The 21665-nt window shown below is 68.4% G+C and carries 23 protein-coding genes, 1 tRNA gene and 1 riboswitch; of the genes, 6 read left to right on the top strand and 18 right to left on the bottom strand.

Translation table 11 applies throughout. From position 1 onward, the window contains the following. Positions 1–53: 53 nt before the first annotated feature. Together ACFQZV_RS04275 and ACFQZV_RS04270 are read right to left on the bottom strand one after the other, a co-directional pair. Positions 54–401, bottom strand: a complete 348-nt coding sequence (locus ACFQZV_RS04275) for a DUF202 domain-containing protein (protein ID WP_378750531.1) — start codon at positions 399–401, stop codon at positions 54–56. Next, positions 398–763 (bottom strand): YidH family protein, encoded by a 366-nt coding sequence (locus ACFQZV_RS04270; protein ID WP_378750532.1) that lies wholly within the window; start codon positions 761–763, stop codon positions 398–400. Before ACFQZV_RS04270 ends, ACFQZV_RS04275 begins: the two co-directional genes overlap by 4 nt. 282 nt (positions 764–1045) lie before the next feature. On the opposite strand from ACFQZV_RS04270, the gene ACFQZV_RS04265 reads away from it, so the two are divergent. Next, positions 1046–1795 carry an SDR family oxidoreductase gene (locus tag ACFQZV_RS04265; protein WP_378750534.1) on the top strand — a complete coding sequence of 250 codons (750 nt, stop codon included), beginning with the start codon at positions 1046–1048 and terminating at the stop codon, positions 1793–1795. Between the two features lie 3 nt (positions 1796–1798). Here ACFQZV_RS04265 and ACFQZV_RS04260 read toward each other — a convergent pair whose 3' ends face one another. Together ACFQZV_RS04260 and ACFQZV_RS04255 are read right to left on the bottom strand one after the other, a co-directional pair. Beyond that, complete coding sequence (locus tag ACFQZV_RS04260; RefSeq protein WP_378750536.1) at positions 1799–2632, bottom strand: aldo/keto reductase; 834 nt, start codon at positions 2630–2632, stop codon at positions 1799–1801. A 61-nt stretch (positions 2633–2693) separates the two neighbouring features. Continuing rightward, positions 2694–3914, bottom strand: a complete 1221-nt coding sequence (locus ACFQZV_RS04255) for a trans-sulfuration enzyme family protein (protein WP_378750538.1) — start codon at positions 3912–3914, stop codon at positions 2694–2696. 111 nt (positions 3915–4025) lie between these two features. Here ACFQZV_RS04255 and ACFQZV_RS04250 point away from each other — a divergent pair, with 111 nt between their 5' ends. The 3 genes from ACFQZV_RS04250 (at position 4026) to ACFQZV_RS04240 (ending at position 5929) form a co-directional block, all read left to right on the top strand. Next, complete coding sequence (locus ACFQZV_RS04250) at positions 4026–4505, top strand: Lrp/AsnC family transcriptional regulator (RefSeq protein ID WP_378750540.1); 480 nt, start codon at positions 4026–4028, stop codon at positions 4503–4505. 128 nt (positions 4506–4633) lie between these two features. Beyond that, complete coding sequence (locus ACFQZV_RS04245) at positions 4634–4804, top strand: CsbD family protein (RefSeq protein WP_378750542.1); 171 nt, start codon at positions 4634–4636, stop codon at positions 4802–4804. Positions 4805–4903: 99 nt separating this feature from the next. Then, on the top strand, positions 4904–5929 hold the full coding sequence (locus ACFQZV_RS04240; RefSeq protein WP_378750544.1) for an NADPH:quinone reductase: 1026 nt from the start codon (positions 4904–4906) through the stop codon (positions 5927–5929). A gap of 21 nt (positions 5930–5950) precedes the next feature. Here the strand turns inward: ACFQZV_RS04240 and ACFQZV_RS04235 are convergent, their stop codons facing one another. After that, positions 5951–6766: a formate/nitrite transporter family protein gene (locus tag ACFQZV_RS04235; protein WP_378750546.1), complete on the bottom strand. Its 816-nt coding sequence runs from the start codon at positions 6764–6766 to the stop codon at positions 5951–5953. Positions 6767–6847: 81 nt separating this feature from the next. Then, positions 6848–7948, bottom strand: a complete 1101-nt coding sequence (locus tag ACFQZV_RS04230; protein WP_378750548.1) for a YihY/virulence factor BrkB family protein — start codon at positions 7946–7948, stop codon at positions 6848–6850. A gap of 100 nt (positions 7949–8048) precedes the next feature. After that, positions 8049–8164, top strand: a riboswitch (SAM riboswitch). 56 nt (positions 8165–8220) lie between these two features. Between ACFQZV_RS04230 and ACFQZV_RS04225 the strand changes: the two genes are divergently transcribed. Beyond that, positions 8221–8715 carry a hypothetical protein gene (locus ACFQZV_RS04225; protein WP_378750550.1) on the top strand — a complete coding sequence of 165 codons (495 nt, stop codon included), beginning with the start codon at positions 8221–8223 and terminating at the stop codon, positions 8713–8715. A 36-nt stretch (positions 8716–8751) separates the two neighbouring features. Here ACFQZV_RS04225 and ACFQZV_RS04220 read toward each other — a convergent pair whose 3' ends face one another. From ACFQZV_RS04220 to ACFQZV_RS04190, 7 genes are all read right to left on the bottom strand, one after another. After that, a complete protein-coding gene (locus ACFQZV_RS04220; protein WP_378750552.1) occupies positions 8752–9798 on the bottom strand; it encodes a glycosyltransferase family 4 protein in 1047 nt (348 codons plus the stop codon). Continuing rightward, complete coding sequence (locus ACFQZV_RS04215) at positions 9795–11384, bottom strand: ABC transporter permease (RefSeq protein ID WP_378750554.1); 1590 nt, start codon at positions 11382–11384, stop codon at positions 9795–9797. Before ACFQZV_RS04215 ends, ACFQZV_RS04220 begins: the two co-directional genes overlap by 4 nt. Next, positions 11381–12190: an ABC transporter ATP-binding protein gene (locus ACFQZV_RS04210; RefSeq protein ID WP_378750556.1), complete on the bottom strand. Its 810-nt coding sequence runs from the start codon at positions 12188–12190 to the stop codon at positions 11381–11383. The genes ACFQZV_RS04215 and ACFQZV_RS04210 overlap by 4 nt, the downstream gene beginning before the upstream one ends. After that, on the bottom strand, positions 12180–13202 hold the full coding sequence (locus ACFQZV_RS04205) for an ABC transporter substrate-binding protein (RefSeq protein ID WP_378750558.1): 1023 nt from the start codon (positions 13200–13202) through the stop codon (positions 12180–12182). Before ACFQZV_RS04205 ends, ACFQZV_RS04210 begins: the two co-directional genes overlap by 11 nt. Further along, positions 13199–14185, bottom strand: a complete 987-nt coding sequence (locus tag ACFQZV_RS04200) for a lysylphosphatidylglycerol synthase transmembrane domain-containing protein (protein ID WP_378750560.1) — start codon at positions 14183–14185, stop codon at positions 13199–13201. Before ACFQZV_RS04200 ends, ACFQZV_RS04205 begins: the two co-directional genes overlap by 4 nt. Continuing rightward, complete coding sequence (locus ACFQZV_RS04195; protein ID WP_378750561.1) at positions 14182–14931, bottom strand: CDP-alcohol phosphatidyltransferase family protein; 750 nt, start codon at positions 14929–14931, stop codon at positions 14182–14184. Before ACFQZV_RS04195 ends, ACFQZV_RS04200 begins: the two co-directional genes overlap by 4 nt. A 452-nt stretch (positions 14932–15383) precedes the next feature. After that, positions 15384–17192, bottom strand: coding sequence for a DUF2207 domain-containing protein (locus ACFQZV_RS04190; RefSeq protein ID WP_378750563.1), 1809 nt, complete (start codon positions 17190–17192; stop codon positions 15384–15386). A 43-nt stretch (positions 17193–17235) separates the two neighbouring features. Here ACFQZV_RS04190 and ACFQZV_RS04185 point away from each other — a divergent pair, with 43 nt between their 5' ends. Continuing rightward, positions 17236–17676, top strand: coding sequence for a MarR family winged helix-turn-helix transcriptional regulator (locus ACFQZV_RS04185; protein WP_378750565.1), 441 nt, complete (start codon positions 17236–17238; stop codon positions 17674–17676). A 4-nt stretch (positions 17677–17680) separates the two neighbouring features. On the opposite strand, the gene ACFQZV_RS04180 is transcribed toward ACFQZV_RS04185, so the two are convergent. The 5 genes from ACFQZV_RS04180 to ACFQZV_RS04160 all read right to left on the bottom strand — a co-directional run bounded on the left by ACFQZV_RS04180 (position 17681) and on the right by ACFQZV_RS04160 (position 21599). Next, positions 17681–18697: a DUF2804 domain-containing protein gene (locus ACFQZV_RS04180; RefSeq protein WP_378750566.1), complete on the bottom strand. Its 1017-nt coding sequence runs from the start codon at positions 18695–18697 to the stop codon at positions 17681–17683. A gap of 85 nt (positions 18698–18782) precedes the next feature. After that, complete coding sequence (locus tag ACFQZV_RS04175; RefSeq protein WP_378750568.1) at positions 18783–20375, bottom strand: L-serine ammonia-lyase, iron-sulfur-dependent, subunit alpha; 1593 nt, start codon at positions 20373–20375, stop codon at positions 18783–18785. Between the two features lie 23 nt (positions 20376–20398). After that, the gene (locus ACFQZV_RS04170; RefSeq protein WP_378750570.1) at positions 20399–20764 is read right to left on the bottom strand and encodes a VOC family protein; all 366 of its coding nucleotides are present in this window, start codon (positions 20762–20764) and stop codon (positions 20399–20401) included. 102 nt (positions 20765–20866) lie between these two features. Further along, positions 20867–20939, bottom strand: a tRNA-Arg gene (locus tag ACFQZV_RS04165). 81 nt (positions 20940–21020) lie between these two features. Beyond that, positions 21021–21599, bottom strand: a complete 579-nt coding sequence (locus ACFQZV_RS04160; RefSeq protein ID WP_378750572.1) for an asparagine synthase — start codon at positions 21597–21599, stop codon at positions 21021–21023. Between the last annotated feature and the right edge of the window lie 66 nt (positions 21600–21665).

The raw sequence follows: 21665 nt of genomic DNA, 5'->3' as shown, positions 1-21665 counted from the left end.
ATTCTCGCGCTCACGTCCGATTCCCGGCACGGAGCCCGACTCGGCGGGGGCGGTCAGGCCGGTGCGAGCGAAACGAGCGCGACGAGCGCCATGCCCAACACACCGGTCACCAAGACGAGCCCGACCAGGGCGGCGAGCGGGCCGGCACCTGGCATCCGTGCGTGCAGGCCGTCACGAGCCATCCGCTCACGCACGCCGCTGAGGCGCCGCCGCCCGGAGACCCAGATCGCCACGGCGATGAGAACCCCTGCGACTCCGACGAGAACCCACCACGGGTTGCCCGTCGCATCCGGCAGCATACGCAGCGCGACCAACGACCCGACTCCGACACCGAGCGCCGTGCGGCGCCACGCGAGTTCGGTGCGTTCGGGCTGGAGCCCGGGGTCGACGGGCGCGGTCATGCCAGCACGATGGCCAGGATGACGAGGACGCCGGCTGCGGTGACGGCGACGCCGAGCGTGATGCCCATGAGCGATGCGGGCAACGGTCGGTTCTCGCGCAGGGCGCGCTCGGTGCGCATCCATCCGATCCATGCGATCAGGGGAATCAGCATCCCGACGGCGACGAGAAGCAGTGATGCCGCGACGCGGAATCCCGGGTGCAGGTCGAGGCCGAGCACCTCGAGCGCCACGCCGCCGGCGAGAAATGCCAGCGCGGTGCGGATCCACGCGAGAAACGTGCGTTCATTGGCGAGGGTGAAGCGCGCGTCCGGTTCGGTGCCGCGCGAGTAGACGGATGCCGGAAAGCGGCGATCCCCGCTCACGACATGCTCCCGAGCACACTTCGGCGCGGCTGAGCGCTGTCTCGATGCGTCACGTCATCCCACCTTCTCATCCTTCACATCGTCGCAGATCCTCCGCGCCACCCGTCCCACTGCGCGAGGTTGCGAACGATCGACCTTCACGATGACGCTGAACGGTTCACCGCCGGTGTCAGCGCTGTCAGCGTCTGGCTCGTTCCCCGCGCTCGTGCGCGGGTGGGTGGTCGTCGCGCACCCCGCGATCTAGACTGACCTTCCCGAACGCACCGGGACGGGAGGGCACCGATGCGGATCGCCGTCGCCGGGGGCACAGGCATCTCCGGCCAGCACGTGGTCGCCGCCGCTCGCGCGCGCGACCACGAGGTCGTGGTGCTCGCCCGCAGCACCGGCATCGACCTGCTGTCCGGCGCCGGCGTCGAGCGCGCGCTGCGGGGCGTGGACGCGGTCATCGACATGTCGAATCCGTCATCGACGGAAACACCGGACGCGGTGAGCTTCTTCGCGGGGGTGACACACACGCTCCTCACCGCCGGGCATCGCGCGGGCGTCGCTCACCACATCGCCGTCTCGATCGTCGGCATCGACGCCGCCCCCGAGGGGTACTACGCGGGCAAGCTCACGCAGGAGCGCCTCATCGCAGAGGGTGCCGTTCCGTGGACGATTCAACGCTCGACGCAGTTTCACGAGTTCGCCGCACAGATGTTCGCGCGCGCGACGGTAGCCGGTATCCACCTCGCGCCACGCGGACGCGTGCAGCCGATCGCCGCGCACGAGCTGGCCACACACCTGGTCCGGCGGGCTGAAGAGGGTCCGCAGGGCCGCGCACGCGACCTCGCCGGGCCCCGCGAGGAATCCCTGGCCGAGATGGTGCGGTCCTATGCGCGCGCGATCGGTCATCGGATGCCGCTCCCTGCGATTTCCGTTCCCGGAGCAATCGGTCGCGCCCAGCGAAGCGGGGCGCTCCTTCCCTCAGGTGACTCGCTGCTCGGCACACAGACCTTCACCGAGTGGTTACAGGCGCTTCCTGACGCCTGACGATCACATCTCCTCGTGGTGGTTCGGGTCGCCGCCCCAGATCCGGCCCCGTTCCAGGCCCGAGATCGCGCTGAGCTCACCATCGGTGAGGGCGAACCCGAACACGTCGGCGTTCTCTCGCTGCCGAGCAGGATCCGAGGACTTGGGGATCGGCGTGGATCCGAGCTGCGTGTGCCACCGAAGCACCACCTGGGTCGGTGTCACCCCGTGTGCTTGCGCGATCTCATCGAGAATCGCCTCGGCCAGGAGTTCGGTGCGGCGGGCCAGCGGACTCCAGCTCTCGGTGCGGATGCCCTGCTCGGCGTGGAACCGTCGCAGCGCCGCCTGCGGAAAGTACGGGTGCATCTCGACCTGATTGACCGCGGGGGCCACCCCGGTCGTCTCGATGAGCTTCTCGAGCATCGGAATGGTGAAGTTCGAGACGCCGATCGAGCGGACCAGGCCGCGCTCGCGGGCTTCGATCATGCCGCGCCACGTGTCGATCCACTTGCCGACGCTCGGGTTGGGCCAGTGGATCAGTTGCAGGTCGATGCGGTCGAGGGCGAGTGCGGCGCGGGATGCGGTGATGCTCTCGATCGCCTCATCGAAGCCATGGTGGCGGCCCGGGATCTTGGAGGTCACGAGGATGTCGTCGCGCGCCACGGCGCTGCGACGAACGGCCTCGCCGACCTCAAACTCGTTCTCGTAGTTGACCGCGGTGTCGAGTAGGCGGTAGCCGTTGTCGAGAGCAGAGACGATGGAGGTGATTCCGTCTGCTCCGCGTAGCTTGTACGTGCCGAACCCGAGCTCGGGAAAGGACGCTCCGTCGTTGAGCGTGGTGCGGGGGATGGTCAGCATCCGTCCATCCTGCCTGCTCCCCGCACCTCGCGGATCGGGTTGCGGCGCGCCCGTCGGGTTGCTAGCCGACGAGGGACTCCGTCGCCGAGAGTTCCGGAGTCACGGCGCCCGCAGCGTCGAGCGCCGTCGTCAGGTCATCGGTGAGGTCGTCGACGTGCTCGAGCCCGACAGACACGCGGACGATGCCGGCGCCCGGTTTCGCCTCGCCGACGACGGGACGGTGCGTGAGGGATGCCGGGTGTTGGACGAGTGTGTCGACGCCGCCCAGCGACACCGCGTGGGTGGCGAGCTCGCAGGCTTCGGTGAATCGCGCGGCAGCCGCGTAGCCATCGACGAGGTCGATCGCGATCATCGCGCCGGGACCGTCGAGTTGGCGTCCGAGGAGCCCCTGGGGGTCCTGGCCTGGCAGGCCCGGGTATGCGACGCGTGCCACTGCGGGGTGGGTGCTGAGACGCTCGGCGAGGATCTGGGCCGACTCCTGCTGTGCGCGCATGCGGACGGCGAGCGTGCGCAGCCCGCGGTGCAAGAGGTACGCGCCCATCGGGTGGAGTGTTCCGCCGGTGAGCGCGCGCACCTGGCGCAGGCGCTCGACCCAGGCCGTCGGCCCCGCGATGACACCGCCCATCGCGTCGCCGTGGCCACCGATGTATTTCGTCGCGCTGTGCAGGACGAGGGTCGCGCCGTGCTCGACAGGCCGTTGCAACACCGGGGTGGCGAAGGTGTTGTCGACGATCACCGGCACGTCGCCGGCCGCCGCGACGACCGCCGCGATGTCGACCATCTCGAGTGTGGGGTTGGCGGGCGTCTCGATGATGACGATTCCGGTGTCGGTCTGGATGTGGCGGGCGATGTCGTCCGCGGTGGTCCAGGTGACTCGTGTGCCCAAGAGTCCGGTCTCGAGCACGTGGTCGGTGCCACCGTAGATCGGGCGCACCGCGACCACGTGGGGGGTGCCCGCGGACACGATCGAGATGAGGCACGCCGACAGCGCCGCCATCCCGCTGGCGAAGGCGACGGCCCCGTCGGTTCCCTCGAGTCCGGCGAGTGCTTCCTCGAAGCGCGCGACGCCGGGCTGCCACAGGCGCTGATAGACCGCGCTGCGTCCGGGGCCGAGGTCGTGCCCCGTGGCGAGTTCCTCATAGGACATCCCCCCGATCTCGACGTCGGGAAGCGGGTTCGTCGTGGACATGTCGATCGGCGGCACGTGGGTGCCTGCTTCGCGGAGACCGCCCGTGCCACCGTGCACGGCCTTCGTCTCCCACCGGCGTTGGTCGAGGTTCATGTCGCCATTGTCGGAGGAATCTCTGCCATCCTCAATCAGATCTGCACTATCCTCTGTGAAGGATCTGTTTGTCGCAGAACCTTCACTTTCGACTACCGAGAAGGTGGAGCGATGGCAGGAAGTATCACGCTCGACCGCATCGATCGCGCACTTCTGCGAGCACTGCGCGTGAACGCCCGCGCCTCGGGTGCGACGCTGGCCGCGTCGGTCGGCATCGCCGAGTCCACCGTCTCGCTGAGAATGCGGCGGCTGCAGGAGAACGGCGTGATCAAGGGCTTCCATGCCGAGTTCGACCCCGATCTGATCGGCGCCACCGTCCAAGCGCTGATCGCGGTACGCCTCGAGAAGCATGCGCGCGCCGAGATCGAGGTCTTCCGTCGCGCTGCGCCCGCGTTTCCCGGTGTGGTGAGGATCTTCCATATGGCCGGCGCCGACGACTTCCTCCTCCACGTCGTCGCGAAGGATGCCGGCGAGCTCCGCGAGTTCGTGCTGACTTACCTCACGGGGCATCCGGCCGTGGCGCACACGGAGACGAACCTCATCTTCGATCACGCCGACGCGGAGGGTTGGCAGCGCTTCCTCGCCGATTGACGGCACCCGCGAAGCGCATAAACCTCGTCTCGCCCGACGTCAACCCCATGGCGCATCCGCGGGCTGCCGCGTGGAATGGCCACAACGTGCCGGATTCCCCGCGCACCGGGACACGGAAGGAGATTCCCATGGGGTTGGACGACAAGATCTCGAACGCCGCTGAGGAAGCGAAGGGCAAGGCCAAGGAGGGCATCGGCAAGGCGACGGACAACGAAAAGTTGGAAGCCGAGGGCCACATGGACCAAGCCAAGGCGAATGCGAAGCAGGCCGGCGAAGACGTGAAAGACGCCTTCCGCTGACCAACACCAGCGAGCGCTCGGGGTCGTCACGGCTCCGGGCGCTCGCTGTGTGCGCCGTGCCCCGGGAATGCGAAAGCGGTTCGTGCCGTTGCCAAGGGCATGCGCGCGATCGTCTACACGAGTACCGGTGACTCTTCCGTCCTTTCGCTCGTCGAGAAGGACACCCCCACGCCCGGTCCCGGGGAGGTGCTCGTGCGGGTGACCGTGTCGGGCGTCAACCCGACGGACTGGAAAGCCCGATCGGCTGGGCGCGACATGCCATTCCCCGAGGTGACCCCCAATCAGGACGGCGCCGGTGTCGTTGAGGCGATCGGTGAGGGTGTCGAGGGGCTTCGGTCCGGTGACCGAGTCTGGGTCTTCGGCGCGGCGCACGGCCGCCCGACGGGTACCGCCCAGGACTACACCGTGGTGCCCGAGTCGCGCGCGATCCGACTGCCCGACGGTGTCGGCTTCGACGTCGCCGCGAGCTTGGGAGTACCCGCCGTCACGGCACACCGGGCTCTCACCGTGCACGAGTTCGGACCGCAGCGCCTCGCGCCCGGCGCGCTCAAGGGCCGTGTCGTGCTCGTCGCGGGCGGAACCGGCGCGGTCGGACACGCCGCGGTACAACTCGCGACGTGGGCGGGAGCGACGGTGATCGCGACGGTGAGCACCGAGGAGAAGGCGCAGCTCGCCCGGCGTGCGGGCGCGCAGCACGTGCTGCGGTACACCGCCCCCGATCTCGCCGAGCAGATCAAGACCCTTGCGCCGCGCGGAGTGGACCACGTCGTCGAGGTGTCGATCGCAAACAACGCAACCCTCGACATCGATGTGCTCGCGCACCATGGCTCGATCGCCTACTACGCCGACGACGGTGGCGAATCGTTCACCGTTCCGATCATTCCGAGCTTCGCCAAGAACGCCCGCATCCAGGGCGTCCTTCTCTACACGGTCGGCGAAACCGCCTGGGCCGTCGCCGCCGAAGACATCACCGGTGCGCTCGAAGACGGCGCGCTCCCGGTGGGCGCGGAGGCGGGGTTGCCCCTGACCTGGTTCACCCTCGAGCAGACCGCAGACGCCCACGACGCGGTCGAGCAGAGCACGACCGGCAAGGTGCTCATCGACGTCTCGGGCGACAACCGCTGACACCGCGCCCACGGTCTCGACTCAGCGGCGCGGCCTGTTCTGGCGGCGCAACTGAAACAGCTCGCCCGTGCGGACGATGCGCAGGGCCGTCACCAGTAGTACGCCACCCACGAGGTTGAGGCCCAGCACGGGCAGGAACCACAGGAACCACTGCAGGTAGGTGATGTCCGCGCCACTGAGGATCGCTCCGAAGGCGAACAGCGAGTCCAGGATCGAGTGGAACAGCTGGAAACCGGCGAGGACGAAACCGCCGGCGATGGCGGCGACGATCTTCGCGGTCGACGATGTGGTGCCCTCTTGCATCCGTGTCATGAGCGTGATGACCGCGCCACCCAAGAGCGCCAATGCGACGAACTGCCAGTCCACCGGCGCGTCGATGAAGTGTGCAGCGGTCTCGGCGAGGAGGTCGTGCCAGTCGGGGAAGGCCAAGACGACCAACGCCATCACGAGCCACCCGCCGACGATGTTGCCGACGAGCGTTCCGCCCCACAGTTTGGCAAGCTGACCGACCGTGCCTTCTCGGGCGATCAACGCGGCGATCGGCATGAGGAAGTTCTCGGTGAACAGCTCACTGTGGGCCATCAGCAGCGCGATGAGACCGACGCTGAATGCGAGCCCCGCGAGCAGCTGATCGCCTGTGGCGTAGAGCACGCCGAGATACGCGATCACTCCGATGCCGACTTCGATGCCGCCGAGGAACCCGGTCGAGATAGTCGCGTGGAAGGTGCGATGCAGGCGATCGGCTCCGTCACCGACGACTTCCTCGAACTCGATCTCGAGTTCTTCCTCGATGCTGCCGTCGACGGGTCGGTCGTCGCTGTTTCTTTCGCCGCTCATGGTCTCATCATCTCCCCTCGCGCTCGGGCACGGACGGTCGTCATCGTCAGGCTCTTCGTCACGGGTGCCGGCGACGCGGGGTCATCGCCCCCGGAGGTGATCCCACGCGCTGCTGAACCATGCCTTCGCTTGTGCGATCGGTGAGTCGGGCCGCGCCGACGGCAGTTCCTTTCCGTCACGGAGCATCGCGCCGCGCTCCTCGGTGATGCGGTCCGCCTCGCGGGAGCGTTCGATCTGTCGCGTGTCGCGAGAAGGAAGATGCAACTGCCGCTCGGCCGGGATGCCGGCCTGGAGTTGCCTGCCCCGTTCGATCTCGGCGTTGAACTCGACGCCGAGCAGGAGCGCCGCGTTGATGAGGAAGAGCCAGATCAAGAAGATGATGACTCCGGCGAAGGCGCCGAACGTCTGGTTGTACGTGGCGAAGTTCGAGACGTAGAAGCCGAACCCGAGCGAGGCGATCCCCATGACGACGATCGCGACGAGCGCGCCCAGACTCAACCATCGGAACCGTGGCAGCTTGAGATTTCCGGTGCCCTTGTAAAGCACCGCAACCAGCACGACCACCGCGGCGGCCAGGATCGGCCAACGCACGACGTTCCAGACGGCGATCGCGACGTCACCCAACCCGAACGTGCCACCCAGAGTACGCAGCAGCGGCCCCGAAATGACGACGAGGATGGCGGCGATGATGACCAGCACGAGCAGCAACACCGTCAGCGCGAGCTGGAGCGGTTTGCGCTTCCAATAGGGGCGACCCTCTTCGGTCCCGTAGATCCGGTTGACGGCGCGGCCGAATGCACTCACATACGCCGAAGCCGACCACAGCGCGACGACCACCGCGACGATGAGCGTGAAGTCGGCCGTTGCCGACTCGGTGACATCGACGAGCACCGACTCGGCGACCTCGATGACGGCCGTCGGCGCGACCTCGCTGAGAAGTGTGAGGATGCGGTCGCGCACATCGCCACGGTCGGCGACGATGCCGACGAGCGCCATGATCGCGAGCCCCGCGGGGAAAACCGCCAGCACGCCGAAGAAGGTGAGTGCCCCGGCGGTGTCGACGCACTCGTCTCGCAGGAACTCGCGCACCGTACGTCGGAGAAGATACCGCCACGTCTGGCCGCGGAGCTGGGTTGGGCTCGATGCCTTGACGGGATCGTCGGGATCGGTGACCTCGGGCATGCACGCCACGCTACCCACTCGCTGATAAGGCCGGCCCGCGCGGCACACATCGCCAGAGGTCTCCTATGCGTGTCGGTCCCCCGCTGTATCGTCGACTCAGGTTCACGAGTGGCAGCTGTCGGTACCTGGCCGGCTGCCCGGCAACCCTCCTCCATCGAGTGGGGTGCCCCAGGGGAAGAACCGGCCACGTGCGTCCGCACGCGGCAAGTCGATGGGGCGTACACCGCCCCACAGGAGGGTGCGGTGGAACGCACCCAGATCGGAGCACTCCGATGAGCGCAGCTGACATCACCTCGACCTCGCGTTTCGGCTTCGCGCGAGGATCCTCGCGAGGGTGGGGGATCCCGTTCAGAACGGGAGAATTGCGGAAAGAGGTCTACAACGGGTGGTACCGCGTCCTCGAGATGTTCCCACCCCGTCCTGCCGCCGCCCGGACGGGCACAGGCAAGTACGTCTCATCCGAGGCCGGTGAGGTGTGGGACGCGTCGTTGCGGGAGCTCATCCTGAGGCTGTCGGGCGCCGGGTTCACCGCCCAAGACCTCTACACGGTGTATCTGACCCTGGATCGGCTGAGCGAGGACGAGTGGGCTCGCGTCGACAAGAGACTGTTCGTCGGCGACGGTGTCCACACCCGCCACGGATGGAGGATCGCGCTCGTCCCAGAGAAGTGGACCGCGTGGCCGAGGCTCGTTCACGAGGACGGCCTTCTCCCCCACGAGGCGACCGACCACATCCTCGGCGGCGCACCCCACCCTTTCCCCTACTGAGCCGATGGGATCGTGGGCTCGAACCGCGCCCGCCCGTCAGCGGGAGGCGACGGCGTCGAGCACTCGCTGCGCTGCACGAGCGGTGTCGGTCCACCCCGGCAACGACGCGCCAGCGCGGGCGGCCGCCTCGGCCATGCTCACGCGGCGCCTGGCGTCGGTGAGCACCGCTCGCAGAGCGTCCGCGAAACGGTCGGGATCGTCGGGCGGAACGAGCAGTCCCGCAGCCTCGGGCACCGTGTCTGCAACGGCACCCGCGCGGCACGAGACGATCGGCACGCCGTGGGCGAGCGCCTCGTCGAAGACGAGACCATAGCCCTCGTACCGAGTCGCCAACGCGAAGACGCCCGCAGAACGGTAAAGGTCGTCGCGCTCGGCGTCTGTGACGCTGCCGGCCAGGCGAACGCGCGTGGCGAGTCCGAGTTCGGTTCGCATGGCGTCGAGCTCGGCGCCGTAGTCCGGGTCGTAGGGAGTTCCCGCGATGACCGCGTTCCACTCGAGGTCCCTCACCGACGCCAGCGAGCGGAGGAGCACATCGTGGCCTTTGCGCGGGTGCTGGATTCCGACCGAGAGGATGAGCGGCGGATCACTCGGCATCCGCCTCCCGGTCGGTTGGTCGGTACCAGGGCGGGCCACCACCACTCTGCTGGGGTCGGCACCGTAATCGTCCACCAGAATGCGTGCGGTGTGGGGGCTGGGCACGAGCACGGCCGCCGCATGACGGAGGTTCTCGCGTTCGGACCGATACAGACGGACACGTTCCGCCTGCGCCAGACCCTCTTCGTAGGCGAGGGGGTGATGCACGATACCCACGACGGGTGCACGCAATGTCGCCATCGCGACCGGATCGAGCGAGCCGAACACGAAGCCGTCCAGGATGAGCGGCGTGCCCGCGCCGACCGCGCCGAGAGCGGCGACGGCATGATCGTGATCTTCGGGGGTCGGAAAGGGAAACGACGCCCCCAACGGCAGATGCACCGTCGAGGTGCCTACCGATCGCAGCCCTTCGAGCAGGCGTTTCTCGTACAGGTACCCCCCGGTGACCGTGGCAAGGTCGCCGGGTATCGCGAACACCGCCCGCCTCATGCGAGTTGCTCCGGCGCGTAGACGCGCAAGACACGAGCCTCGACCGCCCCGACGAGCGCGTAGCCGAGAGCGGAGAGCACGGTGACGAGCACGACCGCACCGGCAAGGGTGTCGTACCCCGAGCGGGATGCCGCGAGAGCCATGAGGCTGCCGATACCGGTCCCCGTTGCCAGCCACTCGACGACCGTCACCGCCAGGACGGCCGCCGGCACGCTCATCCGTGCCGCCGCGAAGAAGGAGGGAAGCATCGCGGGGAACCGCACGCGGACCAATTCCGTCCACGACGTGGCGGCGTAGCTCGCCAGCACGTCAAGTGCTTGGCCCGGCGCGCGACGAAGACCTTCCCAGCACGCGATGAGAGTCGGGAAGAACACCATCACCGCGACGAGGGTGCTCCCCCCGATCGCACCTCGTCCGAGGATGAGGACGACGAGGGGAGCCGTCGTGACGATCGGCACGGCTCTCAGCGCGATCGCAAGCGGCATCGTCGCCGTTGCCGCGCGGGGCACCAGGGTGAGAAGCACCGCGAGGCCCAGCCCCGCGGCAAGGCCCGCCAGGTACCCCGGTACGGCAAGGGCGGCGGTCTCGACGAGCGCGCCCAGGAGCGTGTCACGCACGGCTCCGTCGTCCTCGACGCCGCTGAGGATGCGCACGACGTCAAGGGGTGTGCGCGCGAAGAACGGGCTGAGCCCCGTGGCGACGATCCCGCCCCACCACAGTGCGAGGATCAGAAGGGTGAATCCGACAACGGTGAGGACGCCGTCTCGAACGCGATGCCTGCGCAATGCGCGAGGCCGCGCGGGCGCCAGAATCAGCGGTGGGGAGTCGGAGACGACCCGCTTCGCCACCGCTCCGATCAGCACGTAGGCGACGACCGAGACGAGAGTGGCGACGGTGGCCACCGCCCAGGTGAGCTCGATGTCGAGGTCTCGGGAGGCGCGGATCGTCAACACCCCGAGTCCGCTCTCGGCACCGGTGAACTCGCCCACCATCGCGCCGAGGAACGCGGCGGGCGCAGCGATCTGAAGCCCGGCGAACAGATACGGGAGACTCGCTCGCGCGCGGACGTAGCGAAGTTCGGCCACCGAGCCCCGCCCGTAGCTTCGAACGAGGTCGAGCCACCCCGAAGGTGTCGCGCGAAGCCCGACCAGAACGGGGATCATCGTCGTGTAGTACACGGCCAGGGCAGCGAGCGTCACTTGAGGTCCCTCCCCGGGCCCGAAGAGTACGCGCAAGACCGGCCCGGTCGCCACCAGCGGAAGACAGAAGACCACCAACGCCGCGAGTGTCACGACTCGCTCGGTCTGCGGGAGGAGAACAGCGAAGGCCGCCAGCGCTACCGCGGCGAGATTCCCGATGACGAAGCCCACCAGCGCCGCACGCCCCGTCACCAGAAGCGCGCGACCCAGCAGCTCGGCGTTCGCAGCCAACGAGACGGAGACCTCGCTCGGCGCCGCCAGCACATAGGAATCGGTCATGATCCGCGCCGCGATCTCCCACACCACGATGATGACGAAGATCGCCAGTGCGGTCTCCCCGACCCGACGCGCGCGCGAGGCAGGTGCGGAGGTGCGAACGGGTGTCACGGCGTGTCGGTCCGGGATCGAGCGAGGGCGTCGGTGACGTCATCGACGAGGGCGCGGAACTCCCTGCTCCGTGCGGACGCCGCTGCGCGCGGGTGCGGAAGATCGACGACGATGTCCGCGACGACCCGGGCCGGACGGGGGCTGAGCACCACGATGCGATCGGCGATGCGAACCGCCTCGGAGATCGAGTGGGTCACGAGCACGGCCGTGGCGCCCCGCGAGCGCCACAGCGGCGGCAACTCCGTGACGAGGTCCTGGCGCGTGAGTTCGTCGACAGCACCGAAGGGCTCGTCGAGAAGAAGGAGACGAGGTTGCGTGACCAGCGCGCGCGCGATCGCCGCACGCTGGCGCATCCCACCCGACAACGCGGCCGGGCGCACGTCACCGAACCCGGCGAGCCCCACGAGCTCGATGAGTTCGTCGACGCGGGAGCCATCGAAGGGCATGTGCGCGAGCGTCAGCGCCAGAGAGATGTTGCGTCGCACCGTGCGCCAGGGCAGGAGGGAGGGGTCCTGGAACGCCACCGCGAGTTCGCCGCGAGTCGCAACCGACTCCGGGGGCTCACCGTCGATCGTCACCGTCCCCGAGGTCGCTTGCTCGAGGCCCGCGATCATCCGCAAGAGCGTGGATTTGCCGCATCCCGACGGGCCGACGAGCGCCGTGGTACGACCTGCATCGAGCGTCAGGTCGAGCGTCGACAGCGCCTCGAGCCCGGACGGGTAGACCTTCGTCGCGGCACGCACGGCGACGACGGGCGGGGTGCTCCGACCACCTTCCCCGCCGTCGGGGCGGGATTCAGCGCCCATGCACCTGCTCCAGGATCGAGCGATCCCACAGGTTCGCGTCGACCGTCTGACCGAGAAGCGCGAGCGTCTCGATGTTCGCCTCGACGGCCTCGTCCGTCCACCAGCCGAATCCGAACTCGTCCGTCACCGACGAGAACATGAGGGGCACCTGCCGCTCGGCCTGCAGTCGTTGCGTCTCAAGGTCGAGCCCGGCATCGGGGAACATGTCGACGGCGAGTTGGGCTGCGGCATCCGTGTCTTTCCGATACGCCTCCCACCCACGCACCTCGCCGGACATCAGCGCAACCAGATCATCGCGACGAGCGGCCAGACTCTCGTCTGTCGCGATGTAGGTCTGCGAGTGCAGGGCATAGCCGTGGTCGGCCATGAGCATCGTCCTACTCTCGACTCCCTGCACGGCCATCGCAACCGGAAGGTCGGTCTCCCAGCACAAGAGGCAGTCGACGTCGCCCGAGAGCAGCGGCTGCGCGGAGTACTGCGTCGGCACGATCTCGATGGCATCGATGTCGACGTCGTTCAAAGCACACAACGTCTCGAGGACAGGCGTGTTGGCGACGGCCATGCCGATGCGCATGCCCTCCATGTCGGAGGGTTCGTCGACGGGGCGTGCGGGCAACGAGGCGATCACGAACGGGTTGCTCTGCATCGCCACCCCGATGATCTTGAACGGCGCTCCCTCCGCGACCGCCGCCGCGGTGTAGTCGGCGGCCGATACGCCGACGAGCGCCGCGCCGGAGACGACCGGTGGTTCCACAGGAGCGTTCGGTCCGCCCTGGAGCAAGGAGACATCGAGGCCGCTCTCGCGCCACCACCCGCGATCGAGCGCGATGTAACTGCCGGCGAACTGTGCCGAGTGCAGCCACGACAATTGCAGGGCTGCCGCGCGCACCTCACCCGATGATCCTGCGCCGGCATCCGACCGCACACCACATGCGACGGCTGCGAGCCCCGCAGCGCCGATGATGCCCGCGCCGAACAGAGCGCGGCGGCTGAGAACAGGTGACGTGGTCATGATGACTCCTCGGGGGACGGTAGACGGGACGGGGTCGAGAGGGCAGCGCGTTGTGGGCCGGGGAACCACACGGCCACGAAACCTGGGACGGCCGCGACGAGTGCGACGATCCCGAAAGCGACGCTCGTCGCCAGGGCTTGCGCCGAGGTGAGACCTGCCAACGGGAGAAGGGCGACGGCTGCGCCCTCCCGCACGCCCCACCCACCGATCGAGATCGGCAGCACCATCGCGAGCAGCACGAGCGGAACGATTGCGCCGATGGCCACGAGCGCAAGCGGCGCACCCACGGCTGTCGCGCAACACGCGAACGCCCCCAGAATGCAGACCGTGGTTGCCACGCTGTATGCGATCTGGACCACCGCGACTCCGGGTGACGCGACGCTGCGCCGGAGGCCGTTGAGTGCGCGGGCCATCGCCGAGCCGGCGCGCCCGCGCGCGCGGCGAACCATGACGACGAGAATCACCACCCCCACCGCCGTGAGGGAAAGGAAAGCACCGATCGCCATGTCCAGCGGCCGCGGCCAGACGAGTCCCGTGGGCAGGACGATCGTGATGAGGAAGGTCAGCGCGAGAACGAGGAGCAGGGCCGCTTGACCGATCATGCGCTCGACGATGATGGCACCCGCCGCGGGCCCCAGACCGGCATCGTGGCGCGAACGCGTCGCCCGACCGGCATCGCCCAGGATCCCGCCGGGCAGGGTGGCGTTGCCGAGCTGGGCGAGGAAGTACTCGCTGACCGCGCGGCGCGGTGTGAGGTCGACCCCGAGGGGCGCGGCGGTCACGCGCCAGCGCAGCGCGGCGAACACCGTATGGGCGAGAAGGAGAATGCCGGCGAAGATGAGCCACCCGGCATCCGCTTCACGGAGATACACCAGAGCGTCCCGCCCGTCGGCGACCCGCCACAAGAGCACGAGAAGCACCGCGGTCACCACCGCCTGGGCTGTCCGAACGGCGAAGGAACGGACTCGAGGGTGACGGGTCATGTCGTCGACCGTGTACGTGCGGCGCGCGCCTGAAAGATGTCGACGGTGAACGACCACGCGACAAGGGCAAGGGTGACCCCGACGATGCTCAACGCAGCCCACGACGGAAGCGTGGGGAGCTGAAGAACGATCAGCGCGATGATCTGGAAGACGCAGATCGCCTTGCGGCTGAATCGGGCTGCCAAGGGAGCGTTGATCCACGGCAACGCAAGCGCCGCAGCGCCGAAGACGTAGCGCGGCAGGCCGAGGAGGAGGGCGAGCGGGCCTGCAGGGCCGAAGGCGGCGAGGACCGACAGCACGAGTGCGAGCGCGGAGTCGACTTCCATGTCGAAAGCAGCGCCGAACCGCGATTGCAGACCCTGCCGGCGAGCCAGGAAGCCGTCGACACCGTCGAGACACAACGCCACCGTGGCGAGCGCCATCACGACGGCGGGCGCTGCCAGGGGCGCGAGCAAGATCGCGATCAGAACAGCGACGATCCCCAGTCGCAGGAGCGTGACGGCGTTCGCAGCCCCGAGCCTCACGTGACCATGGTGCGATCGCAACAGGATGCCGCACACCACGGAGGCGAGCACGAACGCACCGACGGCGACGACGACCGACGGTGCGGGAAGTCCCAGCGCGACTCCGGAACACACGACTCCCACCGCGTACACGGCGGACAGGAGCGCGAATGTCAGAGCACGCGCGCTCGGCCGAGCGCGCCGAATCTCGGGCGCTGCGGCACGCGGGCTGGTGGCGCTCATGGCTCGCACGCTAGCACCGCCGCTGCACCGGTCCCTCCGTGAGGCAGGGGGCTTGACAGGAGCCGCCGCGTGGGTTTCAGCCGGCCGCATTCACGTGCTCAGACGGCGGAAGCCATCATCGACTGCGACCCCCGCACGCACCGCCTCGGGTCGAGACGCGACGACACCCGGGACGAGGATCACAAAAAGATAACGAGAAACCCTTCCCTTTCGTTACCTCGTCGTTATAGAGTGCAGGCACGGTAGTTGTTTTGCTGTGGCAGCTGCCGGCATGTGATTGCAGGACACTCTTGGTGCAAGGGACAAGGCCCGGTCAGAAGCCTCTCTGACCGGGCCTTACTTGCTCCCGCACGCACCCGCGTTCGCGTGCCGAGATGCCACGCGATGCGGAATCATCCGGGTGGATTTCGGCATCCCACGGCAACTCAGCGCGAATCAGCCGACGTCCGCGGTCAGACGCCACCGCCTCCGCCCCCACCGCCGCCACCGCCGGCGGAACCCCCGCCGCTCGATCCGCCGGATGAAGACGAAGAGGCCGTCGAAGCGGACAGAGTCGAGATCCCGGCCGAGAACACGGCGGCATCGAACCCGCTCGAACCCGTGTACCACCGAGGCGAGTCGGACCCGTAGATGAGGGCGATCTGGTTCGCCCACTCCTTCTCTTGCCCGAAGACGACGGCGTAGGGCAGCAGCGTCTCGTAGAGGCGCAACATCTGACGCGGGTCGCCGGTGTCGACCGGCACCCGCTCCGCGCCCTGGGGTGACTGCAGCATTCGGATGCGGTCGGCTTCGGCCCACTCGATGAAGACCTGTAGGCCCTTCAAGTGGTCGCGTACTTCCGCTCCCCGCGCCGTCAGCGGCTGGCGCGACACCAGACCGATGACGAAGATCGTGCCGAGCACCCCGAGCACGAGCACCACGATCGGCCAGAGCGGCGTCACCCCGGCTTTCAGCGCCCCGATGCCGAAGATGACAGCGGCGACCCCCGCGGTCATCGCGAGGAGCACCGGCCAGACGCGGTTGCGCACGGGGACTTTGCGGCGCATCCCCCGCGCGACCAGCTCGCGTCCCGCCGCGAGAAGGATCTTCTGCGCGGCGGCCGAGAGACGACGATCGCTGCGGCCGAACTCGAACCGGTCGCCGGGGCGTCCCTCGGGGAAGAGACCTTCCAGCAGCATCCGCCCGTCGCCGTCAGCGAGCGTCGGATCGACGAGCTCGGCCATCAACGGCGCGCGCCGACCGAACGAACGCGGCGCACCCTCGATGATCCGGATGCTGCCGACAACCGCCTGCTCGAGCACTTCGGCGGGGATCGCCTTCGAGGTCGCCCCCAGCAGAACGGCGCTTTCGAGCGCGTCGATGTCGCGCGGCGGGTCGTACTCGGCGATGATCGTCGGCCGGCCCGGCGCATCGCGCAAGCTCCGCGCACGGACGGCGATCGCAGCGACCAGCCCACCGATGCTGCCGAGTCCGGCGAGCGCTTGCCACCAGCCCCACGGCGAGGCGAGGTAAGACGGGTCGAACGGCACGAACGTGCCCTCGTCGAAAGCGACCGCGACGGTCACCGCCTGGTAGGGCTCGACGTGCACGGCGTTCGCGTCCGCGACGCCCGCCGCGGTGTCGATGGTGATGGTGCAGGGGTCGGTCGCTCCCTGTGCTCCGGCGTAGCACGCGCCCGCGCCGGTCATCGCATCCGCCAACTCAGGATCGACGTGCAGGGCGGCGGTGACCCGCGCGAACGGCTGGCGCCATTCGGCGCCGATGACGTTCCAGTAGAACTCGTTGACGCCGGTTCCGGCGTAGAAGCGCACCACGTTCTCGAGGGTGTAGGTGAAGACGTAGGTCTGCGTGCCGTGAACGAAGTCGTCTGCACGCGAGGTCATCGAGTAGTCGCCGTCATCCGAATCGGTCTCGGCCGCCCGTTCGCGACCATTCTCGTCGGTGATAGAGACGAGCTGCGGATGAAGCGGGACCCCGTCGAACGACTCCGGGATCACACGCCGCATCCCGCGGTTCTGATCCGTTTCGGGGAAGACGGCCACGAACGTCTCGACCACGGTGACGCGGCTCGTGCCGTCGTCGGCGCGCGTGAGGTCGTACCGGACATCGAGGCTGTCGAACACGAAGTCGTCGACGTCGGCGAGCACGGCATGCGGCACGTCGGCACGCGCGGTGTCGGCAGCCGGCCAGGTCAGAAACAGCGCCGCGAAGACGATGACCGCGACGAAGGCCCCCGCTCGGCGAATCGTCGACACCACCATGCCTCAAGCCTACGGGGGCGTTGCGCGCCGTAATCTTGTCGGCATGAACGATCGCCGCCTCGCCATTTCGGCCTGGGAGAGTCTGTTCCGTGCGCAGCACGAGATCTTCGAAGAGATCAGCGCGGACTTCGACGGCGATCCGCTGTCGCAGGCCGAGTACGACGTCCTGCTGACTGTGACGCGGGCCGACGACCGCACCGCGCGCCTGCGAGATGTGACCGCGAACATGCTCATCAGCCAGCCGAGCGTGTCACGGCTCGTGGACCGCATGGTCGCGCGTGGACTGCTCACGAAGTGCTCCGATCCCGACGACGGTCGCGGATCGCTCGTGACGGCGACGGATGCCGGTGCCGCCGCCTTCCGCAAGCTGGCGACCGCACACGGTGCGACGATCGCCGACCGGATGTCACCGCTCGACGACGACGAGCTCGCGCAGCTTCTTGCGCTCACCACCAAGCTCCGCGGCACCAGGGCGGAGCGGTAACCACTCACCAGCGGTTGTGCACCTCTTCAGTCCATCCGATGAGTCCGTCGAAGGGGATCGTCTCACCCTGCGCGGTGCGGAAGCTGCCACTCCAATGCCCGAAGCACTGGTCGGTGGCGCTCGCGACGATGCCGAGGTTGGTACGGGTGACCTTGTCGTAGAACGGCTGGAATCGCGCGTCCAGACCGCCGCCGGCAACGACCCAGGGGGTGCGCCAGTCGTCGAGATCATAGATCCAGGCCAGTTCGTCGTGGATCTTGTGGATGCGTCCGTCGACCATCACCGCGTTCTCCGTCGCGCCCGTTCCGAGCGTCCACCGACCGCCGACCTGAACACCCACGGTCCGCCCGTAGGAGCGCCCCGATCCGGCTCCCCAGTTCCAGCTGATGTCGTACGGCCACCTGCCGCGCCCGTGGTCGAGCACGGCCCACGATTCCCCCGCCGGTAGATCGTGAACGATTCCGTCGAGGGTGACCGTGCCGCGCGCAGGGCGTGCGACATCCTTCACCGTGTATTGGAAGCGGGTGTCGCCCCAGGGAACGACGACGGCGAGCTGCTCATGGCCCTCGGGCATCTCGGCGATCACGTCGAAGCTCGCGCCGGGAATGCTCGCCCGCAGGCGCGTGCCGTCCTCGACCTCCTCGATGTCGACGCGGAGGTCTCGCGCCCGTGCCTGCGCAGGACCGTCGCCGAGCGATCCCGGCAACAGGGTGCGGCGCGCGAACGGCACCGTCACGCTGCGGGCCCACGTCTGCTCGGTGGCGCGGTCGAACACCCACACTTCGTGCACCGCCGCATAGTCCAGCGACGACACCGTCACCGCGAGGATGTGCGAGGAGGTCGCGACGTTCCAGTACTCCCACCGCTTGTTGCGGCCCCACCCCCGCCGCCCGATACCGGACGTGTCGACGAGGGGACGTCGCGCCCACCCGACCGCCGCGTCGTTGAGACGCCCATCAGGGCGCGTGAGAGCGACGGGCGTCGTGAGCTCGCGTTCGGGTGCAGCGGAATCGGCGGCCATCGCCATCCTCGCGGGGCGTTCGGTGGGGATATCGGGTGATCCTGATCCTAGCCACCTCGTTGCCCTGTGTCTGCGCACCCGTGCATCAACACTCGATGACGTTGACGGCGAGTCCGCCCTCGCTGGTCTCCTTGTACTTGGTCGACATGTCGATGCCGGTCTGACGCATGGTTTCGACGACCGCGTCCAGCGACACGAAGTGCGATCCGTCGCCGCGCAACGCCAAGCGCGCGGCGGTCACCGCCGTGGCGGCGGCGATCGCGTTGCGTTCGATGCACGGGATCTGGACGAGACCGGCCACCGGATCGCAGGTGAGCCCGAGATGATGCTCCATCGCGATCTCGGCGGCGTTCTCGATCTGCCGATTCGTGCCGCCCATGACGGCGGTCAGTCCGGCGGCGGCCATCGCGCATGCCGACCCGACCTCAGCCTGACACCCGCCCTCGGCGCCGGAAATGGAGGCGTTCGCCTTGAACAGCGATCCCAGCGCCGTCGCGGTCAAGAGATACCGACGGATGCCCCGCCGCTTGTTCGCCTCGGCGACGGCGTGCGCGTCGAGTTCTTCGTCACCGGATTCGGCGATCTCGGGCTGCCCGCCGAACCCGAGCAGCGCGCTGCCGACCAACTCGCCGTAGGGGGTGACGGCGTTGCCCTCCCCGAGCCCCGAGTCGGCGAGAAACCGCCACCAGTGCATCGCAACGGCCGGAACGATGCCCGCCGCCCCGTTGGTCGGCGCGGTGACGACGCGTCCTCCGGCGGCGTTCTCTTCGTTGACGGCGAGCGCGAAGGCCCCGAGCCACTCGCCCGGAAGCTCCCGGTGCCCGGACGACTCGGCTTCGTCGAGTTGGTGCCGGATCGCCGCGGCGCGACGTTTGACCTTGAGGATGCCCGGCAGCACTCCGTCGTTCGCGAGGCCCGCTTCGACGCACCCCGCCATCGCGTCCCAGATGCGGTCGAGCCCCGCCGCGAGTTCTTCATCGCTGCGCAGCGCTTGCTCGTTGATGCGCGCGGCCTCGGCGATGGTGATGTTGCGCTCGTCGCAGATCGCGAGCAGCTCCTCTGCACTGGAGAAGTCGAGCGGATAGGCGGCGGCCTGCACACGCGGCGGCTCGCCCTCGCGGCGGATGAAGCCACCGCCGATCGAGTAGTACGTCTCGCGCAGCACGAGGCCGTCGTTCGTACCCGAACCCGCGGTCGGTTCCTCGGTACGCGGCGCCCCGGTCTCGCGGACCGGACCGGATGCGGCATCCCGCGACGGTCCGGCATCGTGCCGCACCCACGCTTCGAGGGTCATCGCGTTGGGGTGGGCGGCCAGGCGCACGCGCGGCTGGAACGACACATCGGCCTTCGAGAAGCGCACCTCGCGGCGACCGTCGAGCAGCAGACCGGCGCCGTCGACATGGTCGGTCCACGCGACGCGTACGGCATCCGGGTCCGCCGTTTCAGGTTCGAGGCCGCGCAGGCCCGCGACGACGGCATCCGGGGTTCCGTGGCCGATCCCCGTGGCCCCGAGCGATCCGTACAGGGCGCACGTGACTCGTTCGACCTGATCGAGCAGTCCGTGCTCCCGCAGGCGCACGACGAAGTCGAGGCCCGCTCGCATGGGACCGACCGTGTGGGAGCTCGAGGGTCCTACACCGATGGAGAACAGCTCGAACGCAGAAACGTACGCGCTCACCCGACCAGGCTAATGCTCTGGGGTCACGCGCGCTGGAAGGAGAGCACGACGACGGTGTTGCCTTCGGTGTCACGGATCTGCGCCTGCCACTCCTCGTGGCCGGCAGGGCCCATGACATCGTCTTCGTGGCGGAACACCATGCGCGGCGACTGGACGACGTCGGCGATCCCACCGACACGATCCAACGCCTCGTGCACATTGTCGACCCGGAACATCAGCAGCGCCGAGGGAGCATCCCGATCGAGGACGAGTGTCACGCCATCGAGTGAGAACACCGCGATGCCCTCGCCCGGCATCGAGGCACGCGGCGTCTGATCGAGCAAGACCGTATAGAAGTCGGTCGCGCGCGCGAGATCGTCGACATGCTGGGCGATGCGCTCGAGCTTCATGGCGATCCTCTCGTGACCACTCCCAGTGTCGCACCGATCGGGCATCCGGAAACAGAAAAGACCCCGATGCGGGGCCTTTTCGTTTACTGTCTCAACACAGTGCGCGCCCGAAGGGACTCGAACCCCTAACCTTCTGATCCGTAGTCAGATGCTCTATCCATTGAGCTACGGGCGCACGGTCTCGGCTCTCGCGAAGACCAGCGTCCAGAATACCCCACGCTCGCACCGGGCGCGAATCGGGCACACCTCGGGCGCGTCAGGCCCGCTCGTCGTCACGCGGCGGCGCCGCATCCGCGTCGTGCGCGCGTCGGTGCGCTGCCAGCCGCGGCAGGTCGATCAGCCGCAATGACTGCATGCGCGCGGCGCGCATCGTGTCGTAATCGGGGTCCAGGTCGGGCCGCATCCCCTCGACGACCAGTCGTCGTTGAAGGTTCGCCTCGACGTCACCCCACGCGGCATCACGGGCAACGGTCACCAACGCGTGCAGGCCCTCGTCGTCGTCGGCGAGCTCGCGCAACGCCTTCGCCACGCCGACGTACTGCCGGTGGCGCTTGCGCAGATTGCGGGTGTCGCGGTCGCGGTAATCGTGCGTGCCATCGGGATCGCTGTGTCGTCCCCAGGCCTTGCGCCGCTGAGCCTTGGCCAGAGACGCCGCTTCTTCCTGCTCGACCGCGAGCGCGATGAGCGTGTCGTGGGCGACCGCGGCGAAGCGATCGGCGTCATAGGGCTCGCCGTGCGCGATCGTCTCGACGAGGATGCGGTTGCGCACCGCCAGTCTCGCCGCGGCGGAGGCGATGGACACACCCTCTGCGACCGCGTCCGCGTGCTTTCCCACGACTACCTCCACAGATGAGGCTACTCGGGCCGCGGTTCGGGTGAGAATCGAATGTCTGGATCAACG

The organism is Microbacterium koreense, assembly GCF_042677105.1.
GTDB classification, from domain to species: domain Bacteria; phylum Actinomycetota; class Actinomycetes; order Actinomycetales; family Microbacteriaceae; genus Microbacterium; species Microbacterium koreense.
This window is presented reverse-complemented; position numbering and strand designations above follow the sequence as displayed.